Consider the following 15284-nt stretch of genomic DNA (forward strand, 5'->3'; position numbering starts at 1 on the left):
CATGAAGGCCTACCTCTGCGCCGTCAATCTCCTCGTGCACGCGCACCATCATCCCGAGAGCGCCATCGCCGACGGCCTCGGCGGCATCCTCGCGCCTGACATGCGCAAGCACGCCGGCGCCAATTCGGCGCTCATCGATGAGGCGGTCTCCGGCGACGACATCGCCTCAGCCATCGCCGCTGTCTCCCTCCCGGACGACTGTATGCCGGACGAGTCCGCCTCCCCCTTGTGGCCTGTGGGGACGGAGCGATGATCGAGCCCCAGGATCGACGTCTCCTGCTCACGCGCTTGGAAGCCGCGCAAGCCGAGACGCAGCGCCATCTCGGCGTCATCGAACGCCAGATCGCGGCACGCGCCGAACGGCTGACGATCACCGACCGGGCGAAGCGCCGGCAGCACGGCCGGAGCGCATCGAGCTGGACGAATGCGGATGGGCGGCTGTTTCAGCAGCATGTCGCGGAGCTCGCCTTGGCCCGTCGCGGCGAGATCGACTCTCTCACGCGCAAGCTCGATCGGCAGGAGACGGCGATCGCCGAGTTTCGGACGCGTCATCGCGTTTCCGCTGCGTGGCGGTGAGAGGCGAAGGACCCACCGATTGGAACGGGAGCGGCGCGCGCGAACACTTCATGTCGAGAGTTCAGCGGGTTTGGTCCAACCTCTCACGGTTTCGGCGGCGTGCTGACCCTTGGCCGTCACTCCCTCGGTTCGTGCTGCGGTCTGAACCGGCCGCGATCCGCTTCAAGGGCAAGTCGCGAGGCGATCGGCGGCCGCCGTCTCGCGATGGGGGCCGCGTTCTTCGCAGGCCTGAAGGCCCGCTCGCCCGCAACCCACCCATGCTCGCCTTGGCAGCCACCGCCCCCTGAAGCGGCCCGCTGAAGCCGGTTCTGGTCGACCGCACCCGAGGGAGCGACGGACAAGGGCCCGATCGCTTCCCAAGGCGAAACCGAGAAAGGATCTCATGATGACCAAGACCTCCCGCTCCCCCCGCTCCTCCGCCCGTGTCATCCCGCTCCGCCGCGGCACGACGCTCGAAATGGTCCGCCTCGTCTGCCCCGACTCCGCACAGACACTGCGCATCTCCGAGAGTTTCGGCCTTGCGGTCCTCGACAGCGACGGCATCCGCGACTTGCACGAGCGGCTCGTCATCGAGACCGCCGACGCACTCAAGGACGGCCTGAGTGAACGCGCCATGCAGATTCACCTGCAACGGATCGTCGGTGCTTATGTCGGGTCGGCCCACGGCGCCGGCCAGTTCTACACCCGGGCAGTCACTGAAGCGCGAGATGCGACCGCCAAGCTCGCCAACGACAGCCGCGATGAGGACCTCGATGGTCCGGTCGGCTTCGATAGCCAGGCACAGCGCAAGCGTGAATTCGCTGCCGACATGGGCGCGCAGGCTCACGCGCTTCGCATGGCCGCCGAAGGCGCCGTCGCCGCCTACGAACAGGTCGTCGGCGAGACCTGGAAGCCTTTCGAGCGTCCCGTCGACAACACGGCCGACACCGTCGGCCGGAAAGCGGCCAAGGCGCAGATATCGGCGTTCGACTGACCGCCGGCGTGGGGCCTCGGCCCCTCGCCTCTTCCACTGCTGCCACCTGAAGGGCCGGTCCGCGAGACCGGTCCTTCTTCGTGTTGCGGCTGCACCCAAGCCAGTCGCGCGAACCGCGCCATCGTTTGCCCCTCCCGGTCCGTGGTTCCTGCGCCGGACCCGATGTCCGCGCAACGGCTTCGCCGTCCTTCGCGCTGCTTCGGCCCTTCGGGTGCGCAGACTTCGAGTCCGGCGGTGGCGGACCCCGTGAGGGGCCGCGATGGGCGCGGCCTCCCGAACGGAGGTTATTATAATGAGCAGGAACGGAGAAAAGTCGCGAGGCGATCTGTACACCCGCATCACGGACCGCATTATCGCCGAGCTCGAACGTGGCGTGCGTCCCTGGGTTCAACCTTGGACCGCCGCGAATATAGCGGACCGCGTCACCCGACCGCTGCGACACAACGGCCAGCCCTATACGGGCATCAACGTCTTGCTGCTTTGGTCAGAAGCCATCGCGCGAGGCTTCTACTCGCCGATCTGGATGACGTTCAAGCAGGCCAGTGAACTTGGCGCGCATGTCCGTAAGGGTGAGACCGGCAGCACTGTGGTGTATGCGAGCCGCTTCACCAAAACGGAGACCGACGCTCACGGCGACGAAATCGAACGGGATATCCCCTTCCTCAAAGCCTATGCCGTCTTCTGCGTCGATCAAGTCGATGGCTTGCCCGCGCATTACTACGGTCGGCCGCCCGTCGTCGCATCAACGATCGAGCGCAACGCGCACGCCGACGCTTTCTTTGCCAACACCGGGGCGATTGTTCGCCACGGCGGCTCGATGGCGTTTTACGCGCCTTCGTCTGATCATATTCAGATGCCGCCGATCGAAAGTTTTCGCGACACGGCCTCCTATGTCGCCGTCAGAGCCCATGAGACCGTGCATTGGACCGCTCCCGCTCACCGCGTCAATCGTGATCTCAGCCGTTACGGCAAGGATCGCAGCGAACGCGCGCGCGAAGAATTGATTGCCGAACTGGGGAGCTGCTTCCTCTGCGCGGATCTCGGGATATCTCCCGAACTCGACCCGCGTCCAGATCATGCAAGCTACCTCGCGTCGTGGTTGGAGGTCTTGTCCAGTGAGAAACGCTTTATCTTCTCGGCTGCCGCGCATGCGCAACGCGCCGTCGTCTATCTGCACGACCAGCAACCGAAGGCAGCAGGCGTCGAGGAGGCAGCATGATGAGTGCACGGCGTGATTGGCGCCGGCGCATACCTATCCGGCGATCAGCGCAAGACTGCAGCCCCTTGCTTGGTTGCTCGACGGCCAGCGCCCCATCTTCCTCGTACTGGAGATCGCGAGCTGACGGTGATCTTGCTTGCTTTCCTTCGAGGGGGCGACGTTCCGGCGTTGCACGGGTCGTCGCTTTGCCGAGCAAATTTCGCTCGTGGCCTGCGAATTCACTTTGCGGGGCCGTGTGACCCTTGACGGCCGAGCAGCGCGCTTACCTTCCCGGTTCGGGCCTCGACGGGCAAGACTTGAGGAATTGCCAGATGTGTGCGGTGTGCGATCGGGTTCTTTCCTCGGTCAAGGTTTCGATGATCGCAGTTCGTGTTCTCGGCCGTTTCTTCTGGCACACTCACGTCGTCCTCGATTGGCATGTCTGACCGAAGGGCGTCGTCGCTTAAGCGACGCCTCGCTCTTATCCCCGCAACAGCCGGTTACGACTTTCTTCCCCTGGACCGCTGCGCGTCCATTCCTCGCGTAAGACAAGAAAGTGGTGCCCTGGCTGCCCTCTACTGCGTGCCGGCCCCTGCGGGGTGCGGGTCGACCGCCTCCGGTCTGTCGCCCAGCCATCGAGGCCGCGATGGGCGCGGCTCGGGAAACTGAAAAGGACACGACAATGGCAACCATCGGCACCTTCACCTCGACTGGCAACGGCTTCACCGGCACCGTTCGCACCCTCGCTCTCAATGCCAAAGCCAAGCTGGTTCGGGTCGAGAACCCCTCCGACAAGGGACCGCACTTCCGCATCTTCGCCGGTAATGTCGAACTGGGAGCGGCTTGGCAGAAGACCGCCAGGGACACCGAGCGCGATTACCTCTCGGTCAAGCTGGACGACCCGAGCTTCCCGGCTCCGATCTACGCCACCCTGATCGAGGTGGAAGGCCAGGAGGGTCTCCAGCTCATCTGGTCCCGCCCCAGCCGGGACTGAACCTCGACCTCGCAGGCCCCGCCGTCCCGGCGGGGCCTCTCCTCCTCCGACTCCCGGCGCGATCCTTCGTCAAGCGGAGCGGTGCATGACCCATCCACCAATCATCCGAATAGTCGAGCCAGTGTGTCCGATTGTTCGGCGAATTTTCGGGCGTTGGCCTTCCGAAGACGTTCCAGGTTCTGCAGCTTCCAGCGCGGGCCGGGAAGCTGCTCCAGGTGGGGCACGCCCAGTAGCGACCATTCGGGCTCTGCGGCGACCAGCGACAGCAGGAAGCGGCGCTCATTGGCGTTCAGACCTTGCTGCAGTTCGCGCACCATGCGCTCGCGCGCTGCCAAGAGCGCATCGAGCTTAACGGGCTCGGCGGTCATGCCCGAGAAGTTGTTCTCGAACTCCTGGCGGATATCCCGCAGCGTTGGAAACAGGACCTCATGCACCGGCCGATTATGGCTCGCGAGATAGACGACGAAAGTCCGGCGAATGCCGGCCGTGATTCCCTCGTGCGCGAAGAGCTGCATGACGTCGAACAGATCGCGGGGATGCTGGCGGTCCATCGCCGCGACCAGCTTGCCGCCATACACGTCTTCGAGCGACACCACCGGGATTTCGAGATCCGCCTGCAGCGTCTCGCGTGCATTCGGCGTCAGCGAGGCCGTGCGAACCGTATGGACGACGCCGCGCATGACGAAGTTGACCTCGATCTTGACCTCGATGCCGCCACGCCGCACCAGCAGCTTGGTCTCCCCAGATTCTGCAGTGGCCGGCGCGTGAGTCTGGAAGCCCAGACTCTGCAGGCGCGCTGCGCATTGGCGGATGGCTTCGTTGATGCGTTCAAGCGCCTGCTCGCGCGGCAGGGTATGGTCGCGGAACACTAGGTCGAGATCAACCGAGAGCCGCGGCATGTCGCGCACGAACAGGTTGATCGCCGTGCCGCCCTTAAGCGCGAACGTATCGTCAACGAGCACCAGCGGCGCAACCCGCGTCAGCAGCCGCGCGCTGTCGAGGTAGAGCTGGTTCATGGCTTCAACACCAGTAGCCCGTCAGCCGAGCGCGATACCCACGGTCGGTCGCTACCCTTGGGCAATTGGGACGGATCGAGCTTGCCGACCCAAGGCTGGGAAAGCTCGCGACCGAGCTGCAGGCAGAGGCGCACGGTCTTGACGCTCGTGCATCGCTTGAGCAGGTCGCGCAGCACGTCGACGCGCAGGCTGTAAGTGCTCTCGACTAGCTCGCGCGCTTCTTGCAGCGGCTGCCGGATGCCAACCTCGCTTAACACCTCCAGCAGTGCGCGCTCGGGCGCCGAGACGAGTGGGCCGCCCTTGCGGTTCTCGAAAGGCCGGACATGAAGCAGCGCGCCGGGCTCTTCCTTGAATAGCCGCTTGCGGTGGTACTCGGCCGGGAAGCGCTGGGTGAACCACTCAGGGAGCCGCCCCGCTTTCCAACCGTACAGATGAAGGATGGGCCGTTGGGAGACGTATTGGCGGATTCCATGCCAGTCGAGCGCGGACTTGCCGCCGACATGCAATCCCTCGAAGCTCCGCTGCAGCAGGACGAGGCTCGGATGTAAGGCGGGCGGATCGTTGGGCCGGCAATAGACGCCGCGTGCCAGCCGCTGCAGCCAGCCCGCGCGGACATAGTGGACGGCCAGGTCGGCCGATATCCCGAGGGCGGCGAGGTCATCGGAGGTCAGCGGCGTCGCGGGCGCCGAGCGGGTATAAAGCCTGTTTAGTTTGTCCCTGGGAGTCGTAGCCATGCTACGATATTATGAACAATTCTAAAATCCCGCAAGCTTGAATTGGATGCCAAAATCGTAGTTAGGCTACGATAACTAACATTAATCTAAGTGAACGCCACGGGCCGAAATAGGTATCTCGACTGAACCTGCGAGGGGCGGGCCCCAAGAGTGAGAGTCACATAGGCGTCGCTTGCGGGCTCAATGGCCCGCGCGGCGCTCTACAGGACGCCCCACGCGCGATAGCGTCCCCGGCCGGTCGTCTCGCGCAGGTCGAGTTCGACGACGAGGTTTTGGGCCGCACGGGGCGTGATCCCAAGCTCCGCCGCGATCATGCCGGCCGAGACAATCGGCCGGGTCAGCACGTAGTCGAGGAGAGCTGGCAGTTTTGAAGTGGCGCGCCGGCCGGCGAGTTTGCGGGCGAGCAGGTTTCTGGTCATCAGCCAGCGGTCGTGGTCTTTGCGGCCGGCCTCGGCGGCGGCCGTCATCGCCTCGAGCTGGACGACCAGCCGCGCTGCGGCGTCGCGTGACCGCCGGCGCTCACGCGCAATGCCCTTCAGCCCGGCATGCAGGCACAGCAGATGCCAGCGTGTCTTGCCGCGGTCGCGCAATACGCTAGCTGCGAGCAAGCGGCCTAGCCAGGGCGAGTGCTCGAGCGGTTCGATAGCGTCCCAGGCATCCGCGGCGATCGCCGCCGCTAGGGTCGGCGGCAGCGTGCGGGTCTCGTCGACGACGGCGCGCCAGTCGTCGAGGCGGCCGTCCTCGTCCCAGTCGGGATCGTAGACGAGGGAATCCCGCTCCGGCCGCGACCGAGTCTTATCGGCGAGCGTGCGCTCCGCCTTGGTGTTCGCGGCGTCGATCGCGGCGAAGGCGGCGGACAGGTCGAGATCGGTGCCGATGACGCTGAGCGGCCCTTCGAAACCCACCTCCTCCCGCTCCGCGTCCTCGTCGACCCCGAGACTTCCCTCAACTTCCTTCCGGTTGCCCGTCCCCTCCTCTCGCTCGCCCCGGCCCCGGAGGTCAGCTAGTCCGGCAGCTGACAGCGCCCAATCGGGCTTCGCCTCGGCGATGCGCCGACGGACGCGCAACACGGCATGGGCCCGGGTCAGCTCGTGGGTGGGGGTGCGGACATCCATGCCGGCGTCGTGGAGCACCAAGTCGTCGAGGTGGACAAGTTCGCCCTCAAGCCACAGACTGGCGCAGGCGTCGGCGAAGTGCATCCGGCTGATTGTGCCGTCGCGGATTAGGCTTTTGGCTAGCCGCTCGTCGAACCGGGCGACAGTATCCTCGGCGGCCGAGAGCGGACCGACGAGTTGAGCCCAGGGCAGCGGATCGGGGATTTTGTAGCTTGTCGGCAAGATCTTGATAACCTTAACGAGAATGGACGAAACGGAAGCTAACATAGCATTGGATTCCGTCATAGCGACGCGGGTTCCCGTCACCCTCACTCTCGATAACTAGCCCTTATCGATTTGGTTGGTCGTCACTGCGTAATCAACGATTCCGCGCCCGCAGCCCGGTAAAATCATCGCGGCCTAAGCTTCAGATCGACCACAAGACCGCCCTCCGTGCCAACCCCCGGCCCTACTCCGGACAAGCCGCTTCCTTTCCGGATGCCGCGGCCGCCCCGGCCGGGTCCCTTAGGCGGCTTCGATATCTGATTGCGGAAAGTCTCGCGCCGGATGCTAGGCGCACAAGCGTAGGCAAAACAGCCCCTGGAATTGAAGCTCGCCGGATGCCGGCCCTTTCCGAAGCGGTCGAAGGCGTCGCCCGAGCCGTGCCGTCTCAGGGCTCCACCGACCGTCGCCTCCCACACCGCCAACGGTGGCGTCAGACGTGTTCCGCTCCGCTGCAGGCGGGCCAAAAGCTCGCGTGCCTCGTCCTCCTCGGTCAGGAGCGCGATCAAGACCAAAGTGTCAATGAACGTCAGGCGTCCTCATACAGGCCGTCGCGGAACGCCATGTCGGCGGGCTGCGCCCGGTGCGGATTGCCCCTGGCGCGCAAATCCCGGCAAAACTGGACGCCGAGTTCGACCAAAGACAGCTTACCCTGCTCGCGTGCGAGCTTATGGGGGAGTGCCGCGTGCATTGCTGCGGTAACGCCGATTTTTTTCAGCGCCGCCGCCTTGCGGGCGAGTTCGTCGGTCTCCGGCTTCTTGATATGGAAGGCCATGCGCGCTCCTCCAGACCTCATCGTGTATCCCTAAATATCTCAACGGATACACTGAAGGAAGGACCGGCCTCGCCGTTGGCAGGTTTGTCAGGATCTTAGGCCTCGCTGATCTGGGCCCACTCAGGTCGACGGCGCGGTCCCCGATCGGTTGCTTCGATCCAGGGGCATCCCCGGCAGTCCCAAGACGCGCGGCCTTCGCGGCGCGTGAGGTCAATCTTTATGGTTAATTGTCTGTGAACGCCTCCCCTCTTCGTCTCCCGGACGCTGCTTCCCCCTGAGGCCGTCCTGGTAGATCATCCGGGCTGACGACGACCTCGTCCCGGTCCTCGCCCGCGCCTTTGCCGGGTTCGAATTCCGCGGGGCGCGGATCGACGGCGACTACTGATGCGATACCGGTCGTGTCTCGGCGAGTTGGAGCCACGGATGGCCGGAGGGCACAAATTGTTGTCAGCTGACAACAACCGCTCACCGAGTGGTTGGTGGACCATAGCGCGAGCCGGCGTTCCCTTCATCCGAGTGCCACGCAGGTATTCGCGACGGCACCCCCCATCGGGAAGATCGTATTCGCTCGACGGCCTTGCTGCTCGCCAAAGGAGTACTGCTCCCACGCCGGACGCCTCGGATCAACCTCCTGATAGGACTGAGGCAGCCGGGAGGCCGGCGTGCTCTTCGGCTGGTTCTTCCGGATGACGCACGATTATGGCTCCGCCGATGTCGGCCTGTGATCGCCCAAGATCCGGCAGCGGGTTCGCCTGCCCTCCCCTCGGCAGCCAGCATCACGAGTTGGATCCGAACCCGCGCAAGATTGATCCGCAACACGACATGCCGGTCGAGGTGACGGCCCGACTGCACGATGCCATTCCTTCGCCGGATCGCACGCGTCCCGATGGAGCGATGATTGGCGAGCGGTGGCACCTTGCATCCTGGCAAGGGCAGGAGGGTCCCTTTGCAGCGCCGAGCCTGAGATCGACGTCGCGGCTGGTGGTCCGTCGGTGTGCTCACGGCAGCGCGGAGGGAGAGCAAGCGCGGATGACCTTGGGGTGTGCTTGGTCGGTTGCTCGCGAGCTGTTCGTCCAACCGGCTGGTGGACCCCTGCGACCGTGCGGTTCTGCTGCTCGTCTTTTCGGGCGAGCGGCGGCGCAGCGAAGTGACGCGGCAGCCCCTCGATAGACACGAGACGGTCCGGCGCGCCGCAGAACCCAGCGAGCGACATCGCCACTTTAACCTGCCTCGCCATCCAGCTCGGGAGCCTAAGGCCAGTGTCGTAGACGAGGCGGGGAGGGTGCTCCTCGTGGGACCGGGGGGCGGCGTCGGGCGAAGGGCAGGAGGAACCAACGCCACAAGGTAGCCCGATTCTCTGGAGTTTGCAGTACATGGTCCGAGATTGAGCACTCAACTCAACGGAGGTTGCGCGCCGGAGTGCGTTCCGTTGCCCGAGCTCCCCAGCGACGGCAGCACCGTTCAGCGCAGCAGTTGGTGAGCTACGAAATGAAGCTTGGAGACTCTTGAGGGCCGGTCGACTCACGCCATAGTGGAGGTTCGCCCGACTCGCTGAAGCCGTTGTTGTCAGCTGACAACAGCAAGGCGGTGCATCAAAATGGCTCTGCTCGCCGTGGGGCGCGCCATCGAGCGTTAATAAGTCATTAACCCTTTAATTCTTGCTCAAATCATAGAATCGTGGCCATCTCTCAAGACGGAGATTAGGCGTCTGACGCGCAAAAACCGTCTTGAGAAAGCAAATGCCGAGCTTAGCGGAAGATACACTTACCATGAGCGAGACGGCGTCTGCCCGGATCACCCGGCACGCCGGCATCCTTTCCGGCCAGCTTCGCTCGCTAGCTACAACGCTTTTCCCGCCTTCAGCTAGTAAGTCTCTCCGCTCGTTCACCTCCGGGGAGGTTGCGCGAATTGCCCGCGTCTCCGATGGGTATCTCCGACAGCTCTCGCTCGACGGACTTGGACCGAACCCGGCGACGGGTCCCGGGGGGCGCCGATCTTACACTCTGGCCCAGATTCATGAGTTGCGCGGGTACCTAGCCAGCGCGCGCCCTCGAGAAGCGTTGGAATTTCTCCCGCGCCGCCAGCCGGGCGACAAGCTCCAGATTATCACCGTCGCAAACTTCAAGGGCGGGTCCGCCAAAACGACGACGGCATTGTATCTTTCCCAGTACCTTGCCCTTGCCGGCTTCCGGGTCCTTGCGATTGACCTCGATCCGCAAGCGTCGCTCTCCGCGATGTTCGGGTACCAGCCCGAGTTTGATATTGGGGCGAATGAAACTCTCTACGGTGCCATCCGGTATGACGAGCACCGCCGGCCGATGCGCGAGATCGTCCGGAAGACCTACTTCGACGGGATAGGTCTCGTTCCAGGCAATCTCGAGCTTATGGAGTTCGAGCACCATACGCCTCGCGCAATGATCGAGCGGCGTGAACGCGGACACGACTTGTTCTTTCGCCGCGTCGCCAGCGCCATCGACCAAGTTGCCGACGACTACGACGTCGTTGTTATCGACTGCCCACCCCAACTTGGTTACTTGACCATGGGCGCGCTAAACGCGGCCACCGCGATGCTCGTGACCATCCATCCGCAGATGGTCGATGTTGCATCCATGAGCCAATTTCTCCTCATGACGTCGGATCTCATGTCCGTCATCGAGGAAGCTGGCGGCCGACTGGATCACGATTTCATCCGGTATGTCATCACGCGTCACGATCCCAACGACGTGCCCGAAGCTCAAATCGTGGCCCTCCTTCGTAATCTCTTTGGATCGGATGTGCTCCAGGCCACCGTTTGGAAATCGACCGCAATCGCTAATGCCGGTCTCACCAAGCAGTCACTTTATGAGCTGGAGCGCGGCACGGTAGGGCGAGGCGCCTACGACCGGGCACTGGAATCAGTCGACGCGGTCAATGCCGAAGTTGCACAACTTCTCAAGAAGGTGTGGGGTCGATGAGCAAACGTACTGACACCATCAAGAGCCTTTTCACGGCCCCGCAATCCAGCCCGTTGTCAGCTGACAACATGCCCGGCGCCTTGCCGCGGGTCTCGTCGGGTTCGGTCCGCTCGTTGAAGGATTCTTTTTCCGAAGTCGAGAAGGAGAACGAGGAGCTTCGCGAAAGAATTGCAGCGGGTGCTTTGATAGTTGAAATCGACCCCTCGCTTATCGATCCATCACCGCTCGCCGACAGGTTCCGCGACAGTGATGATAGCTCGTTCGAGGCACTTAAACAGTCAATCGCACAACGTGGCCAAGAGGTGCCCGTTCTCGTTCGCGAGCATCCCGAAGCAAAAGGGCGCTACCAGAGCGCCTATGGTCATCGCCGCGTCCGCGCCACACGTGAGCTGGGCATTCCCGTCAAAGCGATCCTGCGATCCCTGTCAGATGAAGCGCTTGTCGTGGCGCAAGGACTCGAGAACGCACCGCGCGAAGATTTGAGTTTTCTAGAGCGCGCGACCTTTGCGATGCATATCGAAGATGCGGGGCATAGCCGGTCAGTTGTGCAGGATGCGTTGTCGATCGATCGAGCGGAGGCGTCGAAACTTCTCGCCGTCGCTCGATCGGTTCCAACCGACGTTATCCAAGCGATCGGGAAGGCTCCGAAAGTTGGCCGCGGCCGCTGGCAGTCGTTCGCTGAACTAATCAAGGATGCCGCGGCGCTCAAACGTGTGAGAGCGGCGATCGTTGAACCGAAATTTGCAGAGCGGGAAACCGACGCTCGATTTCTCGCAGCATTTTCGGCCGCGAGCCGTCCATCCTCCCCGAGGACATCGAAGCCACCAGAAGAGAAGCCAGTCTTTTCCGCATCCGGGGACAAGATTGCGCAGGTGCGTCAGGTCGAGCGCGAATTGAAGCTTACCATCGACAAGAATGTCTCGGCGACATTCGCGGCATTTCTTGTGGACCAACTCCCGACCCTGTTCGACGCCTTTTCCAAGACGAGCGGCGGTCAGGAAACTACCGAGGCCTAATCGCCTCGTCCCGTAAACCCGAACCAGGAGCAGACAAGGGAAAAGAAAAAAGGCCCCCGAAACGGAGTTCCGGAAGCCTTCTCTTCAAGTTTGGCGACTGACAGAGAATCACTTTCGCGAATCGCAGTCAAGAGTTTCTACGCGATTTTAATCGCCGTTTCGGCGAGCAGGTTTTCTTTGCCCAGCTGAGGCAAAGACATGCAGTCACACTCCCCAACGACGCCCTTTGGGCGGCGATCGTTGACGCTTGCCCATGTGGCAAGCCAGATGGTCGCAACGGAACGCCTTCCCGAAAAGATCGTGCACAAGTGGAAGATCTTCCACGCCATCTGCACGGCGCGGCCGCGCCTTGGGGTGTCGGAGCGCTCGCTCTCGGTATTGAACGCGCTCCTAACCTTCCATCCCGAGACCGCGCTCACCGGGGAGGATGATCTAATTGTCTTCCCCTCGAACTATCAACTCACTCGGCGGGCGCACGGCATGCCGGCATCGACGCTTCGCCGTCACCTTGCTGTGCTGGTCGACGCGGGGCTGATCGTTCGGCGCGACAGTCCGAATGGCAAGCGCTATGCGCGGAAGGACAATGCCGGCGAAATCGAGCTCGCCTTCGGCTTCGATCTGTCGCCGCTGGTCGTGCGGTCAGAGGAGTTCGAGAGCCTGGCGGCTGATATCGAAGCCGAGGCCCGCGCACTCAAGCTCGTACGAGAACGCATCACGCTGTGCCGGCGCGACATCGCGAAGATGATTGCAACTGGCATCGAGGAAGCCGTCCCGACGCGAAGGGGAGGGCAGGGGCCGGCCGATTGGCAGGTCGTGCACGCCGCCTTCCGCGCGATCGTCGATCAAATTCCGCGCACGGCCACGCGCCAGCAGCTCGAGCCGATCGCCGACGAGTTATCTCAGCTTGCCGACGACGTGTTCAATCTTTTGGAAGCACACATCAAATCCAAGAATCCGAGCGCCAATGAGTCCCATTCTGAGCGCCACATACAGAATTCAAAACCAGACGCCCCTATTGAACTTGAACCTGTCCTTCGAGAAGGCAGGGCGGCGGGAGCTGAACCAAAACCTCAACCCTCGCAAGTCGGGGAGGGGGCGTATCCGTTAGGAATGGTCCTGAGTGCGTGTCCTGACATCGTCGATTATGCGAAGGGTGGGGTTTCGAACTGGCGCGATTTCCTCGCTACCGCCACCGTTGTGCGATCGATGCTAGGCATCAGCCCGAGCGCCTGGGAGGAGGCTCAAAAGGTTATGGGCGAGGTCCCCGCAGCCATTGTCGTCGCGTGTATCCTGCAGCGCGGGACGGCGATCAATTCTGCCGGCGGTTATCTGCGCGGCCTGACGCGAAAAGCCGAGGTCGGCGAATTTTCGCTTGGCCCGATCCTGATGGCGCAGATCAATTCTCGCCGGCGAGACAAGCAGCGGGCGTAAGGCGATGAGGCGCCGTTCCCAGGTTGCTTTTTTCGTGTGATCAAATTACCCGCGCTGATCCGGCTGCTGCGCCGGGTCGACGCAAAGCGTTCGGAGAGATCGTCATGGCAAAACACCCTCCAATCATCCTCACGCCGTTCTTCCAACCTCGTGATGAAGGCGCCGCGGAGCAGCGGATGTACGTGGCGGGGTTCGCGGACGAGGCGGGCGAGGCCTGGGGGACGCTGATTCCGTTGGATGCGGAGATGGTCGAGCACGCTGTTCTGGGACTTCAGACATTCACAGTCTGGTGCAACTCCGACGGTCGCATCCAACCGCAGCCGAGCAGCGACAGTCTGTTCGAAGACCTCTTGGAGAAAGGCCAATTGGAGGAGACGCCTCTCGATGAACTCGTCGCCCAAGCCATCGAGCAGGGCAAGAATGAACCCAATGATGACATCCTCGATATGCTCGAGACCCTGCATGAACGGCTGGTGCGGGCGGAGGGCATGGTCGCTGACGAGATCGCGCGGCGCAGGCGATGACCCTTCGCGGCGCGCGTGCGCGGCTCGGTGCTGTAGAGCCAGCTTGTACTAACGCGAGCACCGCGACCGCGGGCGGCCGACACCCGGACCGGCCGATGAAAACATAGAAAACCGACGACCGGGCCGCGCTCGGACTAGTCTTAAGCTTCGCCGGAGCCGGAAAACAGCGCTGTCGGTGGCGTCGCGCGCGGCGGCGGGAGGGTCCGACCGCCCGGGGCTCCTGGTCTGCTCTTGAGATCGTATCGCTGGGCCAGGTCGAGCAGCCGCCGCTTGGTGAATGGGTCCGCGTTCTCCGCCAGATCGCGCGCCCGCTGCGCGAAGCCCCTATAAAAATCTTCCACGACGCCACCCCCGCAACATCACTGAAAATCGGATTTCAGTGTGAGACGCGCTCCGCGTCAAGCGGTCTGGTGCATGCGGACAATTTTCGTCGATCTACTTGTGCTCGCGGCGCACGGGGAACTAAGCTGGTCCCGGCAGGCAAAAACCATGACTCCGCTCTACCTCAGCCGGAAGCTGTGCCCGAAGTGCGGTAAGCCGATGACGGCCGTGCCTGACGATGTCGCACCCGGCCGGCCGCGCTACGTCTGCCTGGTCTGCGAGGACGATCCGCTGCGCGATCCCGCTGCCCGGAAGTGGGCGGAAAGCCCGCTGCGACCGCCGGCCAAATAACGTTCGTTGAAATCGAGCCCGGCAGCCGGATTGCTGCAGAGGCCGATTGTGCTCACAACCCTCTCCAACGCTGTGGCGTTGCAATCCGAACGCTCAGCTTCGCTCCAACGCGCGAGCCGGCGGATCGTCCCGGATTCGAAGGCAGGCATGTCCAGCGACGCTAGCATCTGTTCACGCCTCGCAGGGCGGTCGGTCGCATGGATGCGGAGGGCGGGGTTGCATCTACATGGCGAGTACGTCGCCAGCCTCGTTATCGATCTTGCGATGGCAAGTTCGACAGGTGCGCCGACGTTGCTGACAGCGACGGTTTCCATTGCGGGTGATGACGCGGCGCTTAGGTGGCCTGCTTTAAGGTGAACTACGTCTCGCTGCGACGCCCGTTGCCTTGAGATGCGAATGGCTGAACCGACCAGGGCCGCCTGTCTTCATTCCATATGTTTTCGCGATGGGCGCACCCATCTGCGTCCTCGATAGACGCTGGTCTGACCGAAGGCCGATCCCGCTTCGCGGGCTCTCGATCTTGTCCCTGCAACGTCCGTCCTCGACTTTCTTCCCCTGGCGCTGCGCACCATTCCTCGGGCTCCAAGAAAGTCGCCGCCGGCCGCCCTCCATTTCATTTCGGCCCTCCGGGTGCAGGTCGATCGCCTCCGGTCTCACGACCGCCATCGAGGTCGCGATAGGCGCGGCCCGAGAAAACCAAGGGAATGAGACAATGGCTACCATCGGCACCTTCACCTCCACGGGCAACGGCTTCTCCGGCGCCATCAAGACGCTCAACCTCAACGTCAAGGCCAAGCTGATCCGTGTCGAGAATCCTTCCGACAAGGGACCGCAGTTCCGCATCTACTCGGGCAACGTCGAGCTGGGTGCTGCCTGGCAGAAGACCGCCAGGGACACCGAGCGCGACTACCTCTCCGTCAAGCTGGACGATCCGAGCTTCCCTGCTCCGATCTACGCCACCTTGACCGAGGTCGAAGGTGCGGAAGGTCTCCAGCTGATCTGGTCCCGGCCGAACCGGGACTGAGGCTCAGCCAGTGGGCTCCGC

At 63.2% G+C, this 15284-nt stretch carries 16 protein-coding genes; 11 read left to right on the forward strand and 5 right to left on the reverse strand.

Annotated features, from left to right (window positions below):
* Position 1: 1 nt before the first annotated feature.
* From V5279_RS45795 to V5279_RS45815, 5 genes are all read left to right on the forward strand, one after another.
* A complete protein-coding gene (locus tag V5279_RS45795) occupies positions 2 to 253 on the forward strand; it encodes a hypothetical protein (RefSeq protein WP_338702208.1) in 252 nt (83 codons plus the stop codon).
* The gene (locus tag V5279_RS45800) at positions 250 to 576 is read left to right on the forward strand and encodes a hypothetical protein (protein ID WP_338702210.1); all 327 of its coding nucleotides are present in this window, start codon (positions 250 to 252) and stop codon (positions 574 to 576) included. Before V5279_RS45795 ends, V5279_RS45800 begins: the two co-directional genes overlap by 4 nt.
* Positions 577 to 961: 385 nt before the next feature.
* Positions 962 to 1549 (forward strand): hypothetical protein, encoded by a 588-nt coding sequence (locus V5279_RS45805; RefSeq protein ID WP_338702264.1) that lies wholly within the window; start codon positions 962 to 964, stop codon positions 1547 to 1549.
* 292 nt (positions 1550 to 1841) lie between these two features.
* The gene (locus V5279_RS45810) at positions 1842 to 2768 is read left to right on the forward strand and encodes an ArdC family protein (protein WP_338702212.1); all 927 of its coding nucleotides are present in this window, start codon (positions 1842 to 1844) and stop codon (positions 2766 to 2768) included.
* 661 nt (positions 2769 to 3429) lie between these two features.
* Positions 3430 to 3741, forward strand: a complete 312-nt coding sequence (locus tag V5279_RS45815) for a DUF736 domain-containing protein (protein WP_029083789.1) — start codon at positions 3430 to 3432, stop codon at positions 3739 to 3741.
* Between the two features lie 101 nt (positions 3742 to 3842).
* Here V5279_RS45815 and V5279_RS45820 read toward each other — a convergent pair whose 3' ends face one another.
* From V5279_RS45820 to V5279_RS45835, 4 genes are all read right to left on the reverse strand, one after another.
* The gene (locus V5279_RS45820) at positions 3843 to 4757 is read right to left on the reverse strand and encodes a nucleotidyl transferase AbiEii/AbiGii toxin family protein (protein ID WP_338702217.1); all 915 of its coding nucleotides are present in this window, start codon (positions 4755 to 4757) and stop codon (positions 3843 to 3845) included.
* The gene (locus V5279_RS45825) at positions 4754 to 5491 is read right to left on the reverse strand and encodes a type IV toxin-antitoxin system AbiEi family antitoxin domain-containing protein (RefSeq protein WP_338702219.1); all 738 of its coding nucleotides are present in this window, start codon (positions 5489 to 5491) and stop codon (positions 4754 to 4756) included. Before V5279_RS45825 ends, V5279_RS45820 begins: the two co-directional genes overlap by 4 nt.
* Positions 5492 to 5691: 200 nt before the next feature.
* A complete protein-coding gene (locus V5279_RS45830) occupies positions 5692 to 6891 on the reverse strand; it encodes an RHE_PE00001 family protein (protein WP_338702221.1) in 1200 nt (399 codons plus the stop codon).
* A gap of 505 nt (positions 6892 to 7396) precedes the next feature.
* The gene (locus V5279_RS45835) at positions 7397 to 7642 is read right to left on the reverse strand and encodes a type II toxin-antitoxin system VapB family antitoxin (RefSeq protein WP_338702223.1); all 246 of its coding nucleotides are present in this window, start codon (positions 7640 to 7642) and stop codon (positions 7397 to 7399) included.
* 1739 nt (positions 7643 to 9381) lie between these two features.
* Here V5279_RS45835 and repA point away from each other — a divergent pair.
* The 4 genes from repA to V5279_RS45855 all read left to right on the forward strand — a co-directional run bounded on the left by repA (position 9382) and on the right by V5279_RS45855 (position 13567).
* Positions 9382 to 10596 carry a plasmid partitioning protein RepA gene (repA, locus tag V5279_RS45840; protein WP_247446093.1) on the forward strand — a complete coding sequence of 405 codons (1215 nt, stop codon included), beginning with the start codon at positions 9382 to 9384 and terminating at the stop codon, positions 10594 to 10596.
* Positions 10593 to 11612 carry a plasmid partitioning protein RepB gene (repB, locus tag V5279_RS45845; protein ID WP_338702229.1) on the forward strand — a complete coding sequence of 340 codons (1020 nt, stop codon included), beginning with the start codon at positions 10593 to 10595 and terminating at the stop codon, positions 11610 to 11612. The genes repA and repB overlap by 4 nt, the downstream gene beginning before the upstream one ends.
* 198 nt (positions 11613 to 11810) lie before the next feature.
* Positions 11811 to 13043 (forward strand): plasmid replication protein RepC, encoded by a 1233-nt coding sequence (repC, locus tag V5279_RS45850; protein ID WP_338702231.1) that lies wholly within the window; start codon positions 11811 to 11813, stop codon positions 13041 to 13043.
* Between the two features lie 104 nt (positions 13044 to 13147).
* On the forward strand, positions 13148 to 13567 hold the full coding sequence (locus V5279_RS45855) for a hypothetical protein (RefSeq protein ID WP_338702233.1): 420 nt from the start codon (positions 13148 to 13150) through the stop codon (positions 13565 to 13567).
* Between the two features lie 140 nt (positions 13568 to 13707).
* On the opposite strand, the gene V5279_RS45860 is transcribed toward V5279_RS45855, so the two are convergent.
* A complete protein-coding gene (locus tag V5279_RS45860; protein WP_338702235.1) occupies positions 13708 to 13908 on the reverse strand; it encodes a hypothetical protein in 201 nt (66 codons plus the stop codon).
* A gap of 148 nt (positions 13909 to 14056) precedes the next feature.
* On the opposite strand from V5279_RS45860, the gene V5279_RS45865 reads away from it, so the two are divergent.
* The gene (locus V5279_RS45865) at positions 14057 to 14239 is read left to right on the forward strand and encodes a hypothetical protein (RefSeq protein ID WP_148777359.1); all 183 of its coding nucleotides are present in this window, start codon (positions 14057 to 14059) and stop codon (positions 14237 to 14239) included.
* 712 nt (positions 14240 to 14951) lie between these two features.
* Complete coding sequence (locus V5279_RS45870; RefSeq protein ID WP_338702240.1) at positions 14952 to 15263, forward strand: DUF736 domain-containing protein; 312 nt, start codon at positions 14952 to 14954, stop codon at positions 15261 to 15263.
* Positions 15264 to 15284 lie beyond the last annotated feature (21 nt).

Source organism: Bradyrhizobium sp. 26S5 (assembly GCF_036923295.1).
Taxonomy (GTDB): Bacteria; Pseudomonadota; Alphaproteobacteria; order Rhizobiales; family Xanthobacteraceae; genus Bradyrhizobium; species Bradyrhizobium septentrionale.